A 20,909-nucleotide genomic window follows, 5' to 3' on the forward strand; every position below is an offset into this window, starting at 1 on the left:
CCAAAAAATATCCTATCGATTCAGCAGATCAATATAGAGACAAGCATACTATGAGTAATAATAACAATAAAAGTAAGGCAGCGATTGGGGTAAAAGAAAGCTGGGCCAGTAACCTCAGTGACTACATTCTATTACGCCGTCAGCAAACGCATTTAGCGTATAGTGCAACAGATTCAAAAGCAAATACTGATAGCAATCAATTCGATAAAACAGAAGACAGTATGCTATTCACTGCTTTTTTTGTGATGTTAGCGACCCATTTAGAAGAGGGGCACACAGTACTAACTATTGAGGAAGCTGAGGATGAAGTACCGTTGCAAGGCCAGATCAATCACGAATTCGTTGCGCTATATGGGTGGCAAAAAGCGTTGTTAGCAATGCTCGCAACGCCAATCTTCGCTCTGATAGACACCCAAATCAGTACACAAATGGAAGAGGATTCGACAGCTGAAATATCACTATTTACCTTGCTAGATACTTTATTTACCAAGGAAAGTCAGCTTTGGGTGCAGCTTGCCCTAAGTAATCCTGAAAAAGAGATGCTGAACAAGCGCTTTACTACGATTGCCAGCTTATATCGACTACTAAAAAATACAGATTTAGATTTTTTCATGGAATTGGTCACTCAGCATACTTTATTCGCAGACGTGGGCGCTGACATCACAAAACAAAATAGCCTAAGCAACAACAAACCCATTATTTATAAAAAAATTGAGCATGAAAAAACATCAGCAGTATCCATCACTTTTTGGCTGCATCGCTCTTGGCAAGCGGAGTTCAACTTAGCAAAACACATCAGTACTATTTTAGAACAACCCATAACACCTCTAGCGTTATCCATACCCAAAAACCTGAACGAGCAACAAACAAAAGCCATCAATGTGGCCAACAACAATGCGTTTAGTATCATCACTGGGGGTCCAGGCACAGGCAAAACCTATACGGTCGCCCAGCTCGTTATTGCGTTACAACAGGCCACAGAGAGTAGGGATGAGCAGCAAGAGAGCATTAGATTCAGTACAGATAGTGCAAGCCTAGCGCTCGCAGCACCGACTGGTAAAGCAGCACAGCGAATGCAAGAGTCTTTGCAAGCGGCTCTAGATACATCAGAAGTGAAAATGCAATTACAAGAAGCCAAAACCATCCATCGTTTGCTAGGCATCGGTAGAACGGGTAGACCGCGTTATGATGCCAGTAATCCTTTGGGTGAGGACATCATTATTGTTGATGAAGCCTCAATGCTGGGTGTTGAATTGGCCAATTATCTTGTCAGCGCCGTAAAGCCGGGTGCAAGGCTGATACTGTTAGGAGATGCCAACCAGCTAGCAGCGGTAGATGCAGGAGCAGTACTGGCTGATTTGTGTCATATTCCGATATTACAATCCATTCATGCTGAGCTACTCGAAAGCCGCCGTTTTAGCGCAGAATCAGGTATTGGTAAACTTGCAAATCAAATCAATCAAACAGAAGTAGACACTCAAAAAATTTGGCAGTTATTAAAACAAGACGACGCATTGAGCTTCCAATACGTAAACACCCTGCAAATAGATGAGAGTAATGATAATAAGATAAAAAATAGCCTAAGTAGAAATAAAAATATTTCAAGAATGACAGAAAATTACCATCCCTATATAGCCAAAATTAAAGGTCTACTAGAAAATCCAATGAAAAAATCCATGCCAGAATCGGTAAATGCGACAGTTACAGCGCTGATAGAGGTGTTTAATCAATTTAGAATTTTAAGCGCGGGTCATAATGGTGAATGGGGTGATCACTATATCAATAATTACCTCACACAATGGCATCTTGCTGAACTCAAACTACCACTAGGTCAGAATACATGGTTCCATGGTCGCCCTGTTATGGTTTTACAAAATAACTATGAGTTAGGATTGTTTAATGGCGATATTGGTTTTTGTTTGCAGACAGGAGATGAGAGAAGTCGATTAGAAGTGTTTTTTGAGAATAAAGCACAAGGTATCGCTGTTAATCTACTGAATGAAGAAGTGATTGCGACCGCATATGCGATGACCATTCATAAGTCACAGGGATCTGAGTTTGATCATGTTGCTATTACTTTTGACAATAGTCATGCCAGACTGCTCAGCAAAGAGCTTATTTATACAGCGGTGACACGGGCTAAAAAACAAGTGACCATCTATAGTACAAAATATGCGTTTGAAAAAGCAGTTCAAACCCCAACTGAGCGTCATACTGGTTTAGGACTACAATTTTAGTCATTATCCTTAGCCATACTTGTGCTTCAGCTAATAAAAAAGCATCCAAATTGGATGCTTTTTTAGAATTCAGATATAAGCGTTACACTTTATCTTCTTTAATTGCATAGATGCCAGGCAAATGGCGCAAGTAACCATGAAAATCCATACCACAGCCATAAACATAGCGGTCTGCAACATTGATACCCACAAAATCTACCTCAAAATCTGCGACTTTACGATCGTGTTCTTTATTGAGTAAGACACAAGATTCAATCGATAAAGGTTTTTCTTTGCTCAGCTCTTCAACGACTGCTTTTAAAGTAATACCTTCATCAAAAATATCATCAATCAGCAATACGTGCTCGTTTTCGATACTGACATCAGGTTTGAATTTCCAATCGAGTTCGCTGGTGCCTTCGTTGTCGCGATAGCGCGATGCATGAATATAATGCATACGATGGTAGAACGTCAGATGAGTCAATAATTGACCAGCTGGGATAAGTCCACCATTCATTACAACCATTACAATTGGGTTTAAGCCCGCATAATGTAGGTTGAGTTGAGCAGCAAGACGCTCATAAGCAGCAGCAACTTCGATACTACTAATAAGGCACTCTGAATTACGCAGGGTTTTTTCTATTTCTTGATTACTAATTTGGGTCATGATTTGCGCCTTGGATAAAAGTGCCGCCTATTTTAGCAAATTTTAGTAAATTTGCCCAACATTACAGTCCTAATAAAAACGACCTATCGGTTATTCTGATTTTTCTATGATAAAAGGACGGTAGTAGTCTGCCAAACGATTCAAAGAGCGATCTGGTAAGTCAGGTAGAAGTTTATTAAGTGCCATGTTCATACCTTTATCAATAGCCGCTTTCGCAACGGGCACGGACTTACGCTTAATCATACCCAGTTTCAACGTCTCAGCATAACGGCTGATAAAGTGCGTGAGCGTTTCTTCATTCATCGTTTCAAGCGCAGTCTTAAATGCTTTCACGTCTACGTGTTCAGGTGTGATAGCGGCGAAACCTGTATTAACAGTTTTGGCATCTGCATCAGACAACTTAAATCCCACACGTTTTATGCCGTCATTATCGATAAATGTTGCTCTGTCTCTCAAAAAATGAAAACTTGGCATCACTTCTTCGTTGCTTTCTTTACCCAGTAAAATGTTGAGTAGGGTATCGGTTGAGCGTTCAATCATAGTGACAATTTTGCGCATAGCAGCTTGACGCTCAGGATTGGGAATAATTTCAACCAAACCTACCAAGAGATTATCAATCAGATCCCGCGCTGTTTGGTGAGTAAGGGCATCACGATAAGGGTAATAATCTACCTGTTCATTTGAAGCAACGACTTGTTCGGCCTCGCTGATTAATGCTTTTAATTTATCTGAAGGTACGAATCCAAAATAATATGCCATCATGCTTCCTTTATTTGTTGTTTTTAATGCCTTACCAACGTTACATTCTTGGTCAAATCAGTTACTATTTAAAAAGAATACCAAACAAAGGCTCATCGTAATACATGCTAATCACTTGTGTGCTTCAATTATGAAATGCAGGGCTTTGTTGAATATAGCCAGTATTGCGATATTTTTACGATTTATCTAATAACCGATGAGCCGAACCATTCACCGCACACTAATTTAGCATATTTTTTATATTCTAATTTAAAAAGCTTGAACTTATAAGGCTAACTAATACTTATCTAGGGAGAGATAAATGAATAGTGCTATTGTACTGTTATTTGGCGTTGCCGCTATGCTATGCGGCTACTTGTTTTATTCAAAGTTTATCGCCACTAAAATTTTGGCATTAGACAACAGTCGTCCCACGCCAGCTCATACGATGAAAGATGGCGTAGATTACGTTCCCACCAATAAGTACGTATTATGGGGTCACCATTTTACCTCAGTAGCAGGGGCAGCACCAATCATCGGTCCTGCTATTGCTGTGATCTGGGGCTGGGTGCCAGCCATCATTTGGGTAGTACTGGGCACCATTTTTATGGCTGGTGTCCACGATATGTCAGCCATTTGGGCAAGTATGCGTAATAAAGGCCAATCGATTGGTTCTATCGCTGGTACTGTAATGGGTACACGTGTGCGCAGTTTGATGATGATTGTCATTTTTTTACTCCTACTGATGGTAAACGCCGTATTCGGTGTTGCTATCGCTAATATGATGATAAAAACGCCTTCAGCGGTATTGCCTGTGTGGGGCGCACTCATTGTTGCCTTCATCATTGGTCAGTGTATCTATCGCTATAAGATGAATCTGCTTTGGGTATCAATCATTGGTGTCACGGCTTTATACGGACTTATTTATCTTGGCCCCATGTTCCCAATTGTGTTACCTGAGACTGTTTTCGGTTTGCCTGATAATGCCGTATGGATTCTGATTTTATTCGGTTATGCGGCAGTTGCGTCTTTATTGCCAGTATGGATGCTGCTGCAACCACGCGATTACATCAATGGCTTGCAGTTATTTGTCGGTTTGATTTTATTGTACGCAGCCATTTTTATTGCGACGCCAGATATTGTCGCGCCAGCCATCAACACAGCATTACCCGTTGGCACACCGTCACTGATGCCATTGTTGTTTGTGACGATTGCCTGCGGTGCTATTTCAGGCTTCCATGGATTGGTGGCAACAGGTACCACGTCCAAGCAGATTGATAAAGAAGAAGATGCTCGGTTCGTTGGTTACTTTGGTGCATTTGGTGAGGGTATGCTTGCGCTGGGTGCCATACTTGCTGCCACGGCAGGTTTTGCCACACTGGCTGATTGGCAAGCGGTTTATCAAAAATTCGGCGATGGTTCTATCGGTGCCTTTATTGATGGTGGCGCTACCATCCTAAATGCCGGGGTTGGCATTGACTTAGTGTTATCGCAAACGATGCTGACAGTCATGGCAGCACTATTTGCCGGTACTACTATGGACACTGGGGTGCGTTTGCAGCGTTATATTTTTCAAGAGTTTGGAGAGTTTTATAACTTGCCAGCATTGAACAAAGGGGTTGTCGCAACGTTACTTGCAGTCGGAAGCTGTTTGTTATTGGCGTTTGGCGCAGGTGGTATCGATGGTGCAGGCGGTATGATTATTTGGCCACTATTTGGTACAACCAATCAATTAATGGCCGCATTGACCTTAATGATTGTCACCGTGATTTTATTACGTAAGGGCAAGCCTGTCTGGTATACCTTGGCACCATTGACGTTCTTACTGGTCATGACGGTCTTCGCACTACTCATTCAGCTCAAAACTTTCTTCACTGATGGTAATTGGCTGCTCATCATTATGGATATCATTATTTTGATAGCAACCATTTTGGTGACGTTTGAGAGTCTGTCGGTATTGCGCAAAGAATGGACAATACACAAAGGTAAAAGCGATACCTAAACTCTATAAATAGTAAATGAAGCAAAAGAACGCTAGCAGCAATTGCTGGCGTTTTTTATATCGTGTAGGCATGATAGATTAAAGATAAGTCAATGTAAAAAAACATGCAAGAGAACAGATAATTATGGAAAATACAAATACACCAAAGGATCATGCAGATATAGAACCATGGTGGCAGCGCTTTGTGGCTGGGCTCAATGAGTTTTATCATGCCCCTTATCGCCAAACGATGGCGCGCGCTGTCCGCGATGAAGAAGATTTTTTTATGCTGCTGCTGTTTGCCGAGAGTTTGGGGATTGATAATCCTGCCAGCTTTTATACTTTGGAGCTGCAACCACTATTTTTAGAGAATTTCCACGAATGGCATACACGCATGGGTATGGACAGATGTCCTTTTGATCATGTTGGTTGCTGTTAATTGCATCAACAACTGTTGTAAATTGATAAAAATGAGAAATGAGTATGGCGTTACAACCTCTACCGACTCTAGTCGAACAATTAAAAACGCAGCCTATTATATTTATTGGTGGAAAGGGCGGTGTGGGCAAAACCACCACCGCTGCGGCACTTGCCAGCTATTATGCCAGCCAACACCAAAAGACGCTAATTGTCTCAACCGATCCTGCCCACAGTTTGGGTGATGTACTGAACGTACAATTAACCAATGAAAAAATCGCGATCAATCCTTATCTGGATGCCATTGAGCTCAATCCTGATGTCATCGTTGACGCACATTTCGCTCAAGTTGAGCGTACGATAAAATCTTATGCCAATCCTGATATGATGCCAAAAATTCGTGAACATTTGCGTTTGTCAAAGTCAGCACCTGGCGCGCAAGAAGCCGCTATGCTTGAATCTATGTGTCAGCATTTGGTCACGGCAGCTGATGAACATTATGAGCATATTATCTTTGACACAGCACCGACCGGACATACGCTACGGTTACTGGTATTACCAGAGATGATGGGCGCGTGGACGGATGGACTGCTTGCCCAGCAGCGCAGGCAATCTAAGCTGCGCTCAGTATCACTACATTTGGATAATAGTGGTCAAAAAAGCCTCCAGCAAAAAAACGAGATTGCCAACCCATTTGCTCCAAAAAAACAAGACCGCTGGGAGCAAGCCGTCTCTGTGCTAGAAAAGCGCAAACAGCTGTTTCGACAGGCAGGGGTACTGCTACATGATCGTACGCAGACCGCTATTGTATTGGTTATGACCGCTGATGTACTCCCATTGGCTGAGACCAAGCGCGCCATAGAACAGTTGGAAGAGAGTAAGCTCACGCCAGCTGCAATCGTCGTCAATCAGCTCATAGCACCAGCCCAATCTGATGCGTTTTGGCGTCATCGGGCTGATCGTCAGCAGCAATTGATGCAAGATATCGAAAATAATTTTTCTAAATATCCCTTGTATCCAATCTATCTACAACAAACCGATGTACGCGGTACGGACGCCTTGAGCAATTTATTAATCACTAGTTTGCGCGCTCATTAGATTGTAACTTTGCAGACAATGACCATGCCGTATCCGCTCGCAGCAGCTGTGCTTGTTCTGATTTACCACTACTAAGCGATGACCATTGCGGTTTGCCACGCGCTTTTTTTAACTCACTTGGCAATTTATGCGTGGGCCATGGCGTGATTGAGCGACTTGTTTCATCTGTACTATCATCGTTAGCTGCTGAGTCAGATGATTCAAAGGTTTTTGTCTCGCCTTTATATAAAAGCTGTGTCGCATCGGTTGCGGCATGTCCGCGATGGCGTAGGGCAGTGAGCAAGTCTATCGCACGCGTGGCGAGCAATGTCAGTGTTGCAGGATCAATGTATAAGCGTTTTACGCCCGTAATCTTGTCGGCAATACTGCTGGTGTTAGACAATAACCCGCCTGCGATACCGCCGATTGCCGCGCCCAGTCCTAGCGTTGTGCCCAATGCAGCAGCATCAATCCCCAATCCCAATAATGCACCAGCAGCAGCACCTGATGTGGTGCGAATGCCATAGCTTTTTAAAAGTTCAGGATCGAATGGATCTTGCTGATACGCTTGCAATTCAAGTGGGGTCGCTGCTACTGCATTGTCATAAAATTTGTATAAATTGAGCAGGCTGTGCTGCATGGTACGCTCGCTTTGTCTCACTGCTTCCTGCATTTGCTGTAACACAGGCATTGGGTCATCATCTTCGTCAATCTCACGTACAAAAGCGGCCACATTCAACAAAAAATCTGCAATGATAATATTGGCCTCATCATGCAGTTGTGCCCAATTTTCAGCACGTTGCGCCATCAGTTGCTCAAGTCGCTCAGAGTGAGTGAGCATGGTGGCGAGGTTTTGCCATAAGCGCATTTCATCCTCAAACTCAAACGCCACCGAATCAAAGCGTGTTGAGATGTGCAGATTGCGTCTTGCCAGCATGGTCTGCCAATCATCAATATTGGCATCTTGGCTGTCAGTGAAGTTAAATACAGGCATAACAGGAATGGCGGCCCAAGATAAAATCGCCAGCTCGTCTTTGTATTTACCCAGCACGGGCTCACGGGCATCGACGACATAAATCGCCATATCACTTGCCAGCAATTGCCGAACCACTTTGGCTTCTTGACTATAATCATAACCTTGCGCGTCGTAACCATAAGCCGCACCATCATCTGACGCTTGGGCGATATCTGCTGCCAAAAACTGCTGTAAGCGCTCGATACCATCGCGGCGACTGGCAGTATTGTCTTCCAGCCAGTCCATCAGCCCTGAGGCATCCTCTAAACCAGGCGTATCGTATAAGGTTACCAGCACTTCACCGGTTTGACTGTCGGTCAGCTGGGCACGCTCAACATGCCGCGTGGTTGCCGCTTCATTTTTCACTTCACCAAAATAAACGTCTCGTAATAGGGTACGCAGGATGGAGGTTTTACCTGTGTTGGTGTGACCAACGACCGTCAGCTTTAGTGACTCACCACTCGCGATGGTTTTCTTAAGAGGCACAGTACTCGGGTCTGGCTCTTCACTTAATTTCTGTGGGTTTTGTGGGTGCGGTGCTGACTCAGCATTGATGATAGGCGCTGTTTCATAAGCCTTGTCGGCAAATAGACCCGCAGGTTTATTATTCTCACGATTGTCATAGCTATTATCGCGATTTTGTTTATTGTCATGGTTCATACTAGCGTCTTATATCAGTGAGTAACGTTCAAAAAGCATAAAAAACATAATAGTAGCTGTTTATGGTAAATAAGTCAGGCTTGGTATCGGTATTCATACACAATCGTCAATGGGTTTTAGACTCGGTAGCACTGGGCGGATAAAACAGCACTTTGAGTTTTTTCTTAATGCCTTTGACTCGAAAAAACCGTAGCCACATCCGGTAAAACACACCAAAAATTAAGCCGATAATATGATCATGACTGTCTTCACCAACGGCACCATATTTTACCGGATTATTGACCGTGTCTTCCTCTACATACGTCCCAAACCATCGATCAAAAATAATGAGTACCCCGCCATAATTTTGATCAATGTACGCACCATTGGTACCATGATGAGCGCGATGATTGGATGGCGTGTCAAAAACATATTCAACCCATTTTGGGAATTTGCCCACTGTTTCGGTATGAATAAAAAACTGGTAAATCAGATCTAACGCATAAAGGAAAAATACCCATACTGGATGTACGCCAAGTATCATCAGTGGTACAAAGAATACCCACCAACCGGTGACTGAATACAAAAGGCTTTGGCGCATGGCGGTAGAGAGGTTCATATGGTCATCAGAATGATGCACGACATGGGCCGACCAAAACCAATTGACTCGATGTGAGGCGCGGTGAAACCAGTAATAGCTAAATTCAACCGCGATGAATATCGGAATGGCGGTCAGCAAGGTCACCTCAATAGTAAACAAGCGATATTGATATAACCACAAGCAAATAGGTAAAACGATGAGCGCTTGCACAATCAGCTCAAAACCCAAGTAAGAACCGCCTAAACTAAAATTGGTCATCGCACGGCGCCAGCTAAAGCTTTTGCCATTGCCACGCTTGGACTGATAAAACCACTCGGCTAAAAACAGCAGAAAAAAGGGCCCGCCAGCGAGCGGCAGTAACCATTCTTGCCAGTGCCCAGGTAAAATACTACTCAATATTGGCTGCCAAGATTCAGGAGAGATGGCCACTATATGCTGGTTCAACGTATTTTTATAGTCATCCAATATCTGACCGTACTGACCTAGGGTCATAAGATTGTTATCTGCTGCCATGCTGGACTCCTATCCACTATATCGTCAATGCACTATAAACATTCCTTGTTATGTCAGTATGATACTAAACTTATGAATCAGCATGGATAAAAATGGTGTTCTGTCAGTTCTTATCGGTGATATCAAAAAATTGTCTACAGGTTACGATCAACAACGGTACCACCAACGTGACTGTCAGGATTGACAAGGCCTATTTTTCGAGCAGAAAGGGCGGTTTGCCACTGCTGATAACGCACGTTGTTAGGATCGTCTGGTGATATGGATATGTCAGCACCAATAGGACTACTTCCTAGTAATTGTACAATCAACCCCTCTGTCGCATGACTGGCGATTTGATCGAGCTTGCGAAGGGTACCACGGTCGGGCAGCGCGCTTTCATGAATGCCCAATAACACCTGTACCGGATGCCTGTCCAAATAAGACGTGAGCCTTGCCATATCATCACGGTCATCGATAATGCCAAAATTTTCGACCTCAAATTTATCATTGAAATGAGTATCCAAACCCAATTGCCACCAATCATCCTGATCTGATGGGTATTCAAGCAAGGCAACCAGTTTTTTGCCCGCACTGATCGTTGCTGTTGGCGCGATGGGCGCTGGTGCTTCTTTAAAATCATCGGCATCCACCACCTGACGCTGCCAAAAGTTCAAAATCTTTTGATAATAGGGCAGTTTGATATCCAAGCGCATTTTTTTGCGGCGGAACATGAGCGCACAAAATGACCATGCAATCGCACGCGGCACGATACCGTACATCAGCAAGCTACCGACAAGCAAACTTGCCCATTGACGCGCAACAGACAACGGCATCGCCTCTGTTACCAAGCGGCTTTGGACGATAGCAGTGCTGTCAGGAACCTCAAATCCCACCATACTTGGCAACCAGCCAAGCACTCGCGTTAAGGTAATCAGCGCCTGATCAGAGAGTAAGGTGGACTCCCAGCTAAAGCTATATTGCCTTACCACGAGCAAAAATATGATCGCAAAAAGCATGCCGGTTAACGTGGCGAGCCATAACTGGTGGCTGAACTTGCCCAAATACCATCGCATACCGCTGTGATACAATTGGCGCTCATATAAATCAACGGCGGCGATAGTGACATCATCCTTGCCGCGTATAAGATAACTGGGACTCACGAAATTGGCGAACCAATTTGAGGATTGTTTGCCTTGATTGATGAGTGCCATTACCAGCCAGCCGACCAGCATCAGGGTATGAAACCCCAGCAAGCAGACCAACACATAAAAGAAATTCACCACATTGCTCTGTAATAAGGTGAATAGTCCTAAAAACCCTGAAACACACCACAAGATGCTCATGACAATCATGATGCCTTTGATACGACCGTCAATCTTACCGAGCACCCGTGCCAATGCACCATTGCTATCAATACGCGCGGCGCGGCGATGCAACTTTTGGAGGGGCTTGCCGTCTTCATTTTTTAGCTTTTCCGTGATGAGTAGCGGATCAGTGGCAAAGACGTATTGCTCAGTCTCAAGCGTGCGTACCAGCTCAGTCAATTGGTCTTGGGGGGATAGCATAGGTCGATAACATCCGTATAAAAGCGTTTATTTGGTAGGCAGTTTTTGAATATTGTAGCCTATATATAATTGCGGTTTTATACCTTTTTGTCATGGTAAATCCAATAAAAATGCGCCAAAATTGATCATGATAAGACGATATGAATGACAAGTTTCATCAGACGCCATGAACACGCATCACAAAAATAATCAAAAAAAGGAATTGTTATGACGGATACAACGACGGGCAAAACCTATCTCATCATTGGTGGTACGGGCGGCATTGGCAGAGCCATGGTTGAGCAGCTCATCAACAGTGAAAAAAGCAGCGAGACGGATGGGCCTCGCGTTTTTGCAACGTATCATAGAAACGTCCCTGATTTTGCCGCAGACAATCTGTACTGGATACCCATGAACATCTGTGACGAGCAAAGTATCCAGCAAGCCGCTGACGTCCTCAAGCAGCAAACCGCGCATATTGATTGGGTGGTGAACTGTGCTGGTCTATTACACACGGACGCGCAGCAACCAGAAAAAGCGCTACGGCAGATCGAGACGGCGTTTTTTTTACAAAATATGCAGGTGAATGCCTTGGCAAGTTTGCTGATTGCCAAACATTTCAAGCCCTTCTTAGCCAACGCTCAGCGTACTACGAACAAACCAGCCGTATTTGCAACAATATCGGCACGCGTCGGCAGCATCAGTGACAATCAATTAGGCGGTTGGTACAGCTACCGGATGAGCAAGGCGGCGCTCAATATGGGCATGAAAAACCTGAGTATTGAGTGGGCAAGATCACTCAAAGATGTGTGCGTCGTTGTCATGCAGCCAGGCACAGTTAATACGCAACTGTCTGCGCCTTTTCAAGGAAACGTGGCTGACGGACACTTGTTCTCGCCAGCCTATAGTGCCGAATGCTTATTAGAGGTGTTAAATGGCATGACCGCCGCGCAATCAGGAAGTTTTGTCGATTGGGCAGGTGAGTCCATACCTTGGTAAAGGTAGTATGTATGAAAATGAGATGAGAGGCGTGGCATACAGATCTATTGAGTTGTATGCCTAATCAGCAGTTTAAATCATCAGATACAGCAGACCCAAAATAAACAACGCTGCCATAATAAACAGCAAGCCGCTCAACACTTTGGTCGTGGTATTCGAATCACTTGGTGCGCGCTCTTTTCTTACCTTGGTTTTTTTGGCAACACGCAGCACCATTTTTACATGTTCAATATTTTCTTCAAGATACGTATCGCCTTCAGGTACAAAACCCAAAGATTCATAAAAGCTGAGCAAATAGGTTTGAGCAGAGAGAATAATGGGCGTTTTTTTGCCATATTTTTTGCGGCAGCAAGCGATTGCTTGAATCATCATTTGGCGTGCCAGACCCTCTCCTCGTTGCTCTGCCAGTACCAGCACTCGACCAATGGCAGGCATAGGAGTAGGAGGGTGCGCAGTTTTTATACCAGCAGCATCGACGCTGGCGCTGAGATTGGATTTAAGCTTATTAAATTCAGGCGGAATGATACGGCAATACCCCGCTAACGCTTGATTTTGATGGGCAATCAGATGCAGACAATCAAAATCGGTATCATCCATGTCTTGATAGACACAGTTTTGTTCGACCACAAACACTTGTGAGCGCGCTTTTAAAATATGGTACAGATCAACTGAGGTCAGCTCATCAAAGGTTTTAATCGAGAATTCATAGGTCATAATTAATTGGCTTTTGGCAAATCGGTTATTAGATATAAAGTGAGGTGAAACGTGGGCGCAAATATCGTCAAAATACCGCGCGGTTTCTAACAAATGGCATTATAACGATATATGTGCTTATCAACCATGGATAGTTTGGCTGATCTTGTCCAAATTCAAGCTGTCAGACATGGCGCTAAAGATCTCAAAGTACTTACCGCCCTTGCTATACAGCGCTTCGTGTGTGCCTGTTTCTACCACTTGGCCGTTTTCTATCACCACAAGATCGTCGGCGTCGATGATTTGTGCGATGTTGTGCGAGACCATAATCACTGTGCGGTCTTTTTTGATCAAATCCAAGCTTTTTTTAACTTGTTGACTGGCAATGGCATCAAGACTGGCGGTTGGTTCATCCAAAAACACAATCGGCGGATCTTTTAGGAACATTCTTGCCAGCGCGATACGCTGCTGTTGACCGCCCGATAGAGATTTTGCCGTACTCTCATAACCCTCTGGCAATTTGACAATCTGTTCATGAATAGACGCTTTTTTAGCCGCTACAATGATATCTTCCTCGCTCGCCTCAATATTACCATAGCGAATATTTTCACTGATCGTACCTGAAAAAATATGATTGCTTTGGAGTACCAGACCAATATTTTGACGCAGCTCATGAGTATCACACTCAGACAAATCGCGCCCATCTAACAATATCTTACCCGCATCTGGCTCATAAAATTTCACAAGCAGACTAATAATGGTACTTTTACCAGCGCCTGAGAGTCCTACCAAAGCCGTAATACGATTGGGCTTGATGGTAAAGCTGACATCTTTCAACGCTTGCGTGCCATTTGGATAAGTAAAATCGACGTTTTGCAGCTCGATATGACCCTTTAGTTCTCGACTTTTTACACCATCGACGTTTTCAACTTGCGCGTCATCTTCCAAAATATCAAAAAACCCTTCGGCATAGGTCAATGCATTATTGATCTGATCATAAATCCGGTGCAGCTGACGAATCGGAGCCGCGACATTTTGAAACAGCAGGACATGAAACAAAATCATACCAATGGTCATCTCACCTTTCAACACAAAATAAGAGGTGAGTAAAATAATAGCCACCACACCAATTTGTTCGATAAAGGTCTTTATGGCATCGTAAATAAAGCCAATACTACGGATACGCAGTTGATTGTCCGTCATGTCTTTTTGAATATTAAAATGCTTTTCAGCTTCGATGGACTCACGCACAAAAGACTTGACCACACTGATTGAGTTGATGAGTGAGATCACCAAACCGCTTTTGGCTTCTCGGAACCCACGCATCTGGCGACGAAACCCTTGTAGGCGTTTTGCTTGTTTTTGACTGATAAAAAAGTAAATGGGAATAATGAATAGGCCGACCAAACCGATCCAAAAATTGGTTGAGAACATAATGATCAGCGAGACAATGGCGCTGGCAAACAGCGGCAGCATATCAATAAAAAAGTTCTGTACCAAAGTAGTCAGGCTACTGACGCCATAATCAATACGGGTTTGCAGCTTGCCGCTGTCGTTTTCGCTACTGGTATAAAACGACATGCGATACGTCAAAATACGCTCGATGATTTTTTGTGACAAGTCGCGCGACAGATTGATACGAATTTTTTCGCCAAAAAAGCGCTGACCAAACGAGACGAATATCGACAGTATCTCTTTGGTCAATAACACCGCGCTGATGATGGCCAGCATTCGCACGCCAGCGGCCCAAGGGTCAGACAAGGTAATAATTTCGGTCAAGGTATCGACCGCATAACGCAGTACAAAGGCATTGACCTGCGCGGTAAACGAACCAAGCACCGTCAATATCAAAGTTGCGATGATAAGCATCTTATAAGGCGCGGCAAAGACAGCCAGTTTTTTGAGGATATCCCACAGTAAGGCTCGCCGTTCTTTTTTCTCGGCGGGGGGCTTTTTATCTAGGGATGCGCGGCGTGGCTGGGGGGATGTGGGCATATATTAGGTTTATAATTTTATTTTGAGTTTTTATCTAGATTTCAGGATAATCGTCCAAAGGACTTTGGCAAAGACTTATAGTATTATCTTCAAACTGTATGGCAATTTTTCTTGCTATTAATCTTAAGCGATGAAAGCAAATAATTGCTTCAATTAAAGTTACATCATCTGGGTGAGCTTCATGAGTCAGTGTATTTCTTCTGTTTGAAATATCTTCATACGCTTTTACCCATTCCTCGGGTATAGGTTCTAAACCAAGTTTATTCCAGTGATTAACTCTGTTTCTTACACCCATTCTCTCATATTTATTTTGCTCACGTTCAAGAATTCCCGCCAGCATTTTGTCCGAACCCTTGTTAAGAATGTCTTTTAAAGAAACCTTCTCATCTAGAAAATTTTCTTTATTTTTATCTAATAATTTTTTGTACAAATCAAATTCATATGCTTCAAGAAGGCAGTAGTTATATAGAATTATTTGAGTGCCTATTATATGCTCAATAGGTATAAATTCTTTTTCATGACCAAATTCCATACCACCATGTTCAGAAATGTCAGAGAGTTCAGGTGTTCTAAAAATTAAAGAAATAGTTACACTTAACTCATTTGATAAACCATGTACTAACGGTAATAGGTTTTCATCTAAGTCTGGTCTATTAGCTGCAGTAGCCAAACAAGGAGAGGTAGACCATGCTTCTTGATCCCAGTTCATCATTTTCTTTGCTGAAATTGCCAAATCTGATGTTCTTACTGCCGACAGTGTAAATAAGTTCATCCGTTCAATGACTTCATTAAATAGCATATCAATTTAACCTTATGTATGTATGTATGTCAGTTTTAAATTGTATAAGAGACAAATAATACCCAAACTAAAACGCATCTGCTGGCACAAAAACCTCACCGACCATGATACGGCGTGCTGAACGGCTCATCGATACCTTTTTGGCTTGCCAGCGACCATCGACCAGTTCGGTTTTTCCACCGACAAGTAATGTCCCTGACGGATGACCAAAACGTACCTCAAACAATTCGCTACCACCTGCTGCCTGATTGACGAGCGTCCCTTGCGTGGTGGCCGCAGCAGCAATCGCCACGGCGGCTGTGCCCATCATGGCATGATGCAATTGACCCATACTCATCGCTCGCACCACCAAATCAATCTCGCTTGCATCGACCGATTTGCCACTTGACGCACGATAGCTTTGTGCTGCGCCCACCCAAGCAGTCTTAGGAATGTGTTGGCTGGACTGTGCTTCAGAGACGTCTTTAAACAGTCCCATCGCAACCCCACCTTTAGCACGAATTTTCTCAAGTTTGGCAAGTAAGTCACCATCGCTATTGATATCGCCTTGCAACTCAGTACCGGTAAAGCCTAAATCTTCTGCTTTTATAAAGATAGTTGGAATGCCCGCGCTAATGAATGTCGCTTTAACGCTATCTGTCTTTAGGCCACAACCTGACACATCAAAGTCATCCACCAAGTTGCCTGTTGGGAACATGTCGCTTGAGGAATCGACCGGATCAATGAATTCGATTTTGACCTCAGCGGCGGGAAAGGTCACCCCGTCCAATTCAAAGTCGCCCGTCTCTTGAACCTGTACTTGGCTAGCTGCGTCTTTATAGACTGGCACATGGGCAATAATGGTTTTGCTGATGTTTTCTTGCCAGATACGCACTTCACAAATACCTCTTTCAGCATTGTCATCGATACTATTAGCAATTTTGTCGGCAGCGACTAGCCCCATGTTAATGGCACAGGCACCAACGGCAGCGGTCAAATTACCACAGTTACCCGCCCAGTCAATCATGGGCTTTGCGATATTGACTTGCCCGAACAGATAATTCACATCGTGATCGGGTTTATCAGAAGCCGATAAAATGACTGTTTTTGAGGTGCTAGAGCTGCCATTACCCAAACCATCGATCTGCTTGCCATAAGGGTCTGGGCTACCGACGACACGTAGCAAAAACTTATCACGCGACTCACCAGCGACTTGGCAACGTTCAGGCAAATCAGACAATTTAAAGAATGCCCCTTTTGAGGTACCGCCGCGCATATAGGTGGCGGGGATAGAGAGTTGCGGGGCGAAAGCGGGTTTTGATTTAGAATTGGTTTGGGCCACTGTATTAAGTCCTTTTTATATAGTTATAAGAATGGGTATGGTGCCATCAACAAGTAAATATGAACGACTAAGAACCCTCGTTAATAATGATAGCGACAAGAAATAATCGTCAAATAGTTGTCATCGACGGCATACACCAAACGATTGGCATCATCGATACGTCTTGACCAAAATCCAGATAGATTTTCTTTTAGAGGTTCAGGTTTGCCAATGCCTTCAAACGGATTACGCTTACATTCAGTGATGAGTTTGTTAATACGTTTGAGTGTTTTTTTGTCTTGGGTTTGCCAGTACAGATAATCCTTCCACGCAGAATCTGTCCATGCTAGTTGTTCACTCATTAGTAGACCTTTTGGATTTATTGTTGAAGCCTTTGAGTTCAAGCACTCTCAATATCGCTATCCGTATGCTTATTGTCATCACTTTTATCACTGTCTTCTACTGTATCAATTAGCTCACGTGTCACAGTCTTGCCAGCTTTGTATTGGGCAATAGATTCCGCTAAATGCGCCGCATTGGCAGGAGATTTCAATAAATAAACGGTTTCCATCAGGCTATTGTAATAATCAAGTGACATAACAACCGCATCATCAGCGTCACGGCGGGTCACAATGGTGGCGTTTGCATCATCGTTTACCGTATCTAGGACGGACTTTAAATGCTTTCTGGCTTCTGAAAAACTAACGACTCTCATGGCTTACTCCTTTCATGACATTCTGTATAACTTGTACAATATATAGTACATATTACGCCATTAATTAAGTAAACTCAATATTTATCTAACACCTAACACTTAGGTATAAGTCGTAAATAAAAGCCGATGTCATATAAGACTATATAACATCGGCTCTTTGGCTAATCAGGACACACGAGACTTACGCAATATCTAGCGTACCTTCGATAAACTCTTTAGCAAAGCGTTGTAGCATACCGCCAGCATTGTACATTTTCACTTCATCAGCAGTATCTAATCGGCAGATAATAGGCGTCTCAGTAGTGGTGCCATCAGTACGATGAATCACCAAAGTCATCAACCCGCCAGCCGAGACGTCACCTGTGACATCAAAAGTTTCTGTACCATCGATATTTAGCGTATGACGAGTCGTGCCTTCTTCAAACTGTAGCGGCAGCGCGCCCATGCCCACTAAGTTTTGACGATGAATACGCTCAAAGTCCTCAGCGACGACGGCTTCCACGCCAGCGAGACGCACGCCTTTTGCTGCCCAATCCCGGCTTGAACCTTGACCATAGCCATCACCTGCGATGATGATAAGCGGCTGCTCACGGTTCATGTAAGTCTCAATCGCCTCCCACATGCGCATGACTTGGCCTTCTGGTTCGACGCGCGCTAGCGAGCCTTGGACAACTTCACCATTCTCATCACGTACCATCTCGTTGAGCAGCTTAGGATTGGCAAAGGTAGCGCGCTGAGCAGTTAAATGATCGCCGCGATGGGTAGCGTATGAATTATAGTCCTCGGCAGGCAAGCCCATGGTGTCCAAATACTCGCCAGCAGCAGAATCGCCCAAAATGGCATTGGAAGGGGACATATGATCGGTGGTGATGTTGTCACCCAATACGGCAAGTGGGCGCAGACCTGTCAGTTTGTTTTTCTTCGCCATTTTGCCTTCCCAATACGGTGGGCGGCGAATATACGTGGTCTGATCACGCCAGTCATATAGTGGACTTAAGGCTTTGCCTGTGTCTTTTTTGGCTTCGTCAAACATGGGGATATAAACCGCGTTAAATTGCTCAGGCTTCACGGCAGCCGCGACAATGGCATCAACTTCATCGTCATCAAACCAGATGTCTTTTAGATAGACGTCATTGCCGTCTTGATCTTGACCCAATACGTCTTTTTCGATATCAAAACGGATGTTACCGGCGATGGCATACGCGATAACAAGCGGCGGCGATGCCAAAAAGGCTTGCTTGGCATACGGATGGATACGGCCGTCAAAGTTGCGATTGCCAGATAACACTGCTGTGGTGAATAAATCACGATCGATAATTTCTTGCTCAATATCAGGGTCGAGCGCGCCGCTCATACCATTACACGTCGTACAAGCAAAGCCAACCACATCAAAGCCGATTTCTTGTAGCTCAGGCATCAGACCTGCTTCTTCTAGGTACATTTTGACGGTTTTTGAACCGGGTGCTAAGGATGACTTCACCCAAGGTTTACGCAATAAGCCTTTAGCATTGGCATTACGAGCGACGAGGCCTGCTGCCACCATGTTGCGTGGGTTTGATGTGTTGGTACAGCTGGTAATGGCAGCAATAATCACCGCGCCATCTGGCATGAGACCATTTTTTGGTTCAGGCAATTTTTCGTCAGCGCCATGTGCGATACCTTTGGCAACCAAGTCCGTAGTCGATACACGTGCATGGGGACGCGAAGGACCTGCCATATTACGGACGACTGATGACAAATCAAACTCAAGGACGCGCGCGTACTCGGCATTTTCCATACCGTCAGCCCACAGGCCCGTTTGTTTGGCATACTGCTCAACCAATTTGATCTGCGCCTCAGAACGACCCGTCAGGCGTAGATAGTCGATGGTTTGCTCATCGATATAAAACATGGCAGCCGTTGCGCCATATTCAGGCGTCATATTGGAGATAGAAGCACGGTCACCAACTGTAAGCTGGCGTGCACCGTCACCGAAGAATTCAATATAGGTAGAGACCACGCCGGCATCACGCAAAAACTCCGTCATTGCCAGCACCAAGTCCGTACCAGTAATACCTTTTTGCAATTTGCCTGTTAATTTAACCCCAACGTAATCAGGCAGACGCATATAGGATGGGTTACCTAGCATGACACTTTCGGCTTCAAGCCCGCCAACACCGATCGAGATAACGCCTAGCGCATCAACCATCGGCGTGTGGCTGTCCGTACCGACTAAGGTATCGGCAAACGCCACTTCTTCACCCGCTTTATTGTGCACGACTTGTACGACAGGTGACATCTTCTCTAGGTTAATCTGATGCATGATGCCATTGCCCGGTGGCACGACGTTTACATTGTCAAAGGCATACTGGCACCAGTTGATAAAGTGAAAACGGTCGTCGTTACGGCGCTCTTCAATCGTACGGTTTTTTTCAAAGGCATCTTCTTCAAAGCCTGCGTGCTCAACCGCTAATGAATGGTCAACGATCAGCTGAGTGGGTACGATAGGGTTTACTTTAGCGGGGTCACCGCCTTGCTCAGCGATGGCATCACGTAGACCCGCCAAATCAACAAAAGCCGTCTGACCCAAGATATCATGACACACTACGCGGGCAGGGTACCAAGGAAAATCAAGGTCTTGCTTACCCTCGATATGCTGCTTTAGTGCTGCCGTTAGATCTTCTGGCGGACAACGGCGTACGAGGTTTTCACACAATACTTTTGAGCAGAACGGCAGCTTATCATAAGCACCCGCTTCAATACGCTCGATAGCTTCGCGGGTGTCAAAGTAATAAAGATCTGTATCAGGAAGTGGTTTTTTGAATTCATCGTTCATGGGTTGTACGAGGGCGTTGTCCATAAGTCACCTTTGGCGGTTGGCTAATTTCAATAAGTAGTTAAGCGTTAATATCAGGTAAAAAAGTCATTCCTTTAGCAAAACAACCATCATTACTCTGCGTGCTAGTAGATTTTGCTAAAAAAATCATAACGGCTATGCAAAAAGAAATAACCGCTATGGGTTTATCAGCCAGCATAATCTTG

General features: G+C 44.2%; 17 protein-coding genes. 5 read left to right on the forward strand and 12 right to left on the reverse strand.

Annotated features, from left to right (window positions below):
• Window positions 1–50 precede the first annotated feature (50 nt).
• Entirely contained in the window at window positions 51–2,237 is a 2,187-nt protein-coding gene (gene recD / locus A3K91_RS06585) for an exodeoxyribonuclease V subunit alpha (protein ID WP_062844548.1), read from the forward strand.
• An 82-nt stretch (window positions 2,238–2,319) separates the two neighbouring features.
• On the opposite strand, the gene A3K91_RS06590 is transcribed toward recD, so the two are convergent.
• Window positions 2,320–2,883, reverse strand: coding sequence for a hypoxanthine-guanine phosphoribosyltransferase (locus A3K91_RS06590; protein ID WP_062844549.1), 564 nt, complete (start codon window positions 2,881–2,883; stop codon window positions 2,320–2,322).
• 90 nt (window positions 2,884–2,973) lie between these two features.
• Entirely contained in the window at window positions 2,974–3,645 is a 672-nt protein-coding gene (locus tag A3K91_RS06595; protein WP_228139931.1) for a hypothetical protein, read from the reverse strand.
• Window positions 3,646–3,943: 298 nt separating this feature from the next.
• Between A3K91_RS06595 and A3K91_RS06600 the strand changes: the two genes are divergently transcribed.
• The 3 genes from A3K91_RS06600 (at window position 3,944) to A3K91_RS06610 (ending at window position 7,117) form a co-directional block, all read left to right on the forward strand.
• Window positions 3,944–5,623 carry a carbon starvation CstA family protein gene (locus A3K91_RS06600; RefSeq protein WP_062844551.1) on the forward strand — a complete coding sequence of 560 codons (1,680 nt, stop codon included), beginning with the start codon at window positions 3,944–3,946 and terminating at the stop codon, window positions 5,621–5,623.
• A 124-nt stretch (window positions 5,624–5,747) separates the two neighbouring features.
• On the forward strand, window positions 5,748–6,041 hold the full coding sequence (locus tag A3K91_RS06605) for a cory-CC-star protein (protein WP_062844552.1): 294 nt from the start codon (window positions 5,748–5,750) through the stop codon (window positions 6,039–6,041).
• A 44-nt stretch (window positions 6,042–6,085) separates the two neighbouring features.
• Window positions 6,086–7,117, forward strand: coding sequence for an ArsA family ATPase (locus A3K91_RS06610; RefSeq protein WP_062844553.1), 1,032 nt, complete (start codon window positions 6,086–6,088; stop codon window positions 7,115–7,117).
• Here the strand turns inward: A3K91_RS06610 and A3K91_RS06615 are convergent.
• From A3K91_RS06615 to A3K91_RS06625, 3 genes are all read right to left on the reverse strand, one after another.
• A complete protein-coding gene (locus A3K91_RS06615) occupies window positions 7,098–8,771 on the reverse strand; it encodes a DUF3482 domain-containing protein (protein ID WP_062844554.1) in 1,674 nt (557 codons plus the stop codon). The two genes, A3K91_RS06610 and A3K91_RS06615, sit on opposite strands and share 20 nt — an antisense overlap.
• A gap of 106 nt (window positions 8,772–8,877) precedes the next feature.
• The gene (locus A3K91_RS06620) at window positions 8,878–9,864 is read right to left on the reverse strand and encodes a sterol desaturase family protein (protein ID WP_062844555.1); all 987 of its coding nucleotides are present in this window, start codon (window positions 9,862–9,864) and stop codon (window positions 8,878–8,880) included.
• A gap of 134 nt (window positions 9,865–9,998) precedes the next feature.
• Window positions 9,999–11,408 carry a DUF2868 domain-containing protein gene (locus A3K91_RS06625; protein WP_062844556.1) on the reverse strand — a complete coding sequence of 470 codons (1,410 nt, stop codon included), beginning with the start codon at window positions 11,406–11,408 and terminating at the stop codon, window positions 9,999–10,001.
• Between the two features lie 207 nt (window positions 11,409–11,615).
• Here A3K91_RS06625 and A3K91_RS06630 point away from each other — a divergent pair, with 207 nt between their 5' ends.
• Window positions 11,616–12,386 (forward strand): SDR family oxidoreductase, encoded by a 771-nt coding sequence (locus tag A3K91_RS06630; protein WP_062844557.1) that lies wholly within the window; start codon window positions 11,616–11,618, stop codon window positions 12,384–12,386.
• Between the two features lie 72 nt (window positions 12,387–12,458).
• Here A3K91_RS06630 and A3K91_RS06635 read toward each other — a convergent pair whose 3' ends face one another.
• The 7 genes from A3K91_RS06635 to acnD form a co-directional block, all read right to left on the reverse strand.
• Window positions 12,459–13,100: a GNAT family N-acetyltransferase gene (locus A3K91_RS06635; RefSeq protein WP_062844558.1), complete on the reverse strand. Its 642-nt coding sequence runs from the start codon at window positions 13,098–13,100 to the stop codon at window positions 12,459–12,461.
• A 120-nt stretch (window positions 13,101–13,220) separates the two neighbouring features.
• On the reverse strand, window positions 13,221–14,948 hold the full coding sequence (locus tag A3K91_RS06640; RefSeq protein ID WP_208855379.1) for an ABC transporter ATP-binding protein: 1,728 nt from the start codon (window positions 14,946–14,948) through the stop codon (window positions 13,221–13,223).
• 160 nt (window positions 14,949–15,108) lie between these two features.
• The gene (locus tag A3K91_RS06645; protein WP_062844560.1) at window positions 15,109–15,873 is read right to left on the reverse strand and encodes a hypothetical protein; all 765 of its coding nucleotides are present in this window, start codon (window positions 15,871–15,873) and stop codon (window positions 15,109–15,111) included.
• A 67-nt stretch (window positions 15,874–15,940) separates the two neighbouring features.
• Window positions 15,941–17,194 (reverse strand): 2-methylaconitate cis-trans isomerase PrpF, encoded by a 1,254-nt coding sequence (gene prpF, locus A3K91_RS06650; protein ID WP_084387287.1) that lies wholly within the window; start codon window positions 17,192–17,194, stop codon window positions 15,941–15,943.
• Between the two features lie 80 nt (window positions 17,195–17,274).
• Window positions 17,275–17,535: a Txe/YoeB family addiction module toxin gene (locus A3K91_RS06655; RefSeq protein ID WP_045447278.1), complete on the reverse strand. Its 261-nt coding sequence runs from the start codon at window positions 17,533–17,535 to the stop codon at window positions 17,275–17,277.
• A 38-nt stretch (window positions 17,536–17,573) separates the two neighbouring features.
• Window positions 17,574–17,888: a type II toxin-antitoxin system Phd/YefM family antitoxin gene (locus A3K91_RS06660; protein ID WP_062844561.1), complete on the reverse strand. Its 315-nt coding sequence runs from the start codon at window positions 17,886–17,888 to the stop codon at window positions 17,574–17,576.
• Between the two features lie 181 nt (window positions 17,889–18,069).
• Window positions 18,070–20,727 carry a Fe/S-dependent 2-methylisocitrate dehydratase AcnD gene (acnD, locus tag A3K91_RS06665; RefSeq protein WP_416231980.1) on the reverse strand — a complete coding sequence of 886 codons (2,658 nt, stop codon included), beginning with the start codon at window positions 20,725–20,727 and terminating at the stop codon, window positions 18,070–18,072.
• Between the last annotated feature and the right edge of the window lie 182 nt (window positions 20,728–20,909).

Source organism: Psychrobacter alimentarius, assembly GCF_001606025.1.
In the GTDB taxonomy this organism is placed as follows: domain Bacteria; phylum Pseudomonadota; class Gammaproteobacteria; order Pseudomonadales; family Moraxellaceae; genus Psychrobacter; species Psychrobacter alimentarius.

Excerpts from the sequence above, each read along its gene's own strand:
- A3K91_RS06660 (WP_062844561.1), bottom strand. The coding sequence starts at position 17,888 with ATGAGAGTCGTTAGTTTTTCAGAAGCCAGAAAGCATTTAAAGTCCGTC.
- A3K91_RS06605 (WP_062844552.1), top strand. The coding sequence starts at position 5,748 with ATGGAAAATACAAATACACCAAAGGATCATGCAGATATAGAACCATGG.
- A3K91_RS06640 (WP_208855379.1), bottom strand. The coding sequence starts at position 14,948 with ATGCTTATCATCGCAACTTTGATATTGACGGTGCTTGGTTCGTTTACC.
- recD (WP_062844548.1), top strand. The coding sequence starts at position 51 with ATGAGTAATAATAACAATAAAAGTAAGGCAGCGATTGGGGTAAAAGAA.
- A3K91_RS06625 (WP_062844556.1), bottom strand. The coding sequence starts at position 11,408 with ATGCTATCCCCCCAAGACCAATTGACTGAGCTGGTACGCACGCTTGAG.
- A3K91_RS06615 (WP_062844554.1), bottom strand. The coding sequence starts at position 8,771 with ATGAACCATGACAATAAACAAAATCGCGATAATAGCTATGACAATCGT.
- A3K91_RS06635 (WP_062844558.1), bottom strand. The coding sequence starts at position 13,100 with ATGACCTATGAATTCTCGATTAAAACCTTTGATGAGCTGACCTCAGTT.
- A3K91_RS06645 (WP_062844560.1), bottom strand. The coding sequence starts at position 15,873 with ATGCTATTTAATGAAGTCATTGAACGGATGAACTTATTTACACTGTCG.
- A3K91_RS06655 (WP_045447278.1), bottom strand. The coding sequence starts at position 17,535 with ATGAGTGAACAACTAGCATGGACAGATTCTGCGTGGAAGGATTATCTG.
- A3K91_RS06630 (WP_062844557.1), top strand. The coding sequence starts at position 11,616 with ATGACGGATACAACGACGGGCAAAACCTATCTCATCATTGGTGGTACG.
- acnD (WP_416231980.1), bottom strand. The coding sequence starts at position 20,727 with ATGGACAACGCCCTCGTACAACCCATGAACGATGAATTCAAAAAACCA.
- A3K91_RS06610 (WP_062844553.1), top strand. The coding sequence starts at position 6,086 with ATGGCGTTACAACCTCTACCGACTCTAGTCGAACAATTAAAAACGCAG.
- A3K91_RS06600 (WP_062844551.1), top strand. The coding sequence starts at position 3,944 with ATGAATAGTGCTATTGTACTGTTATTTGGCGTTGCCGCTATGCTATGC.
- A3K91_RS06590 (WP_062844549.1), bottom strand. The coding sequence starts at position 2,883 with ATGACCCAAATTAGTAATCAAGAAATAGAAAAAACCCTGCGTAATTCA.
- A3K91_RS06620 (WP_062844555.1), bottom strand. The coding sequence starts at position 9,864 with ATGGCAGCAGATAACAATCTTATGACCCTAGGTCAGTACGGTCAGATA.
- A3K91_RS06595 (WP_228139931.1), bottom strand. The coding sequence starts at position 3,645 with ATGATGGCATATTATTTTGGATTCGTACCTTCAGATAAATTAAAAGCA.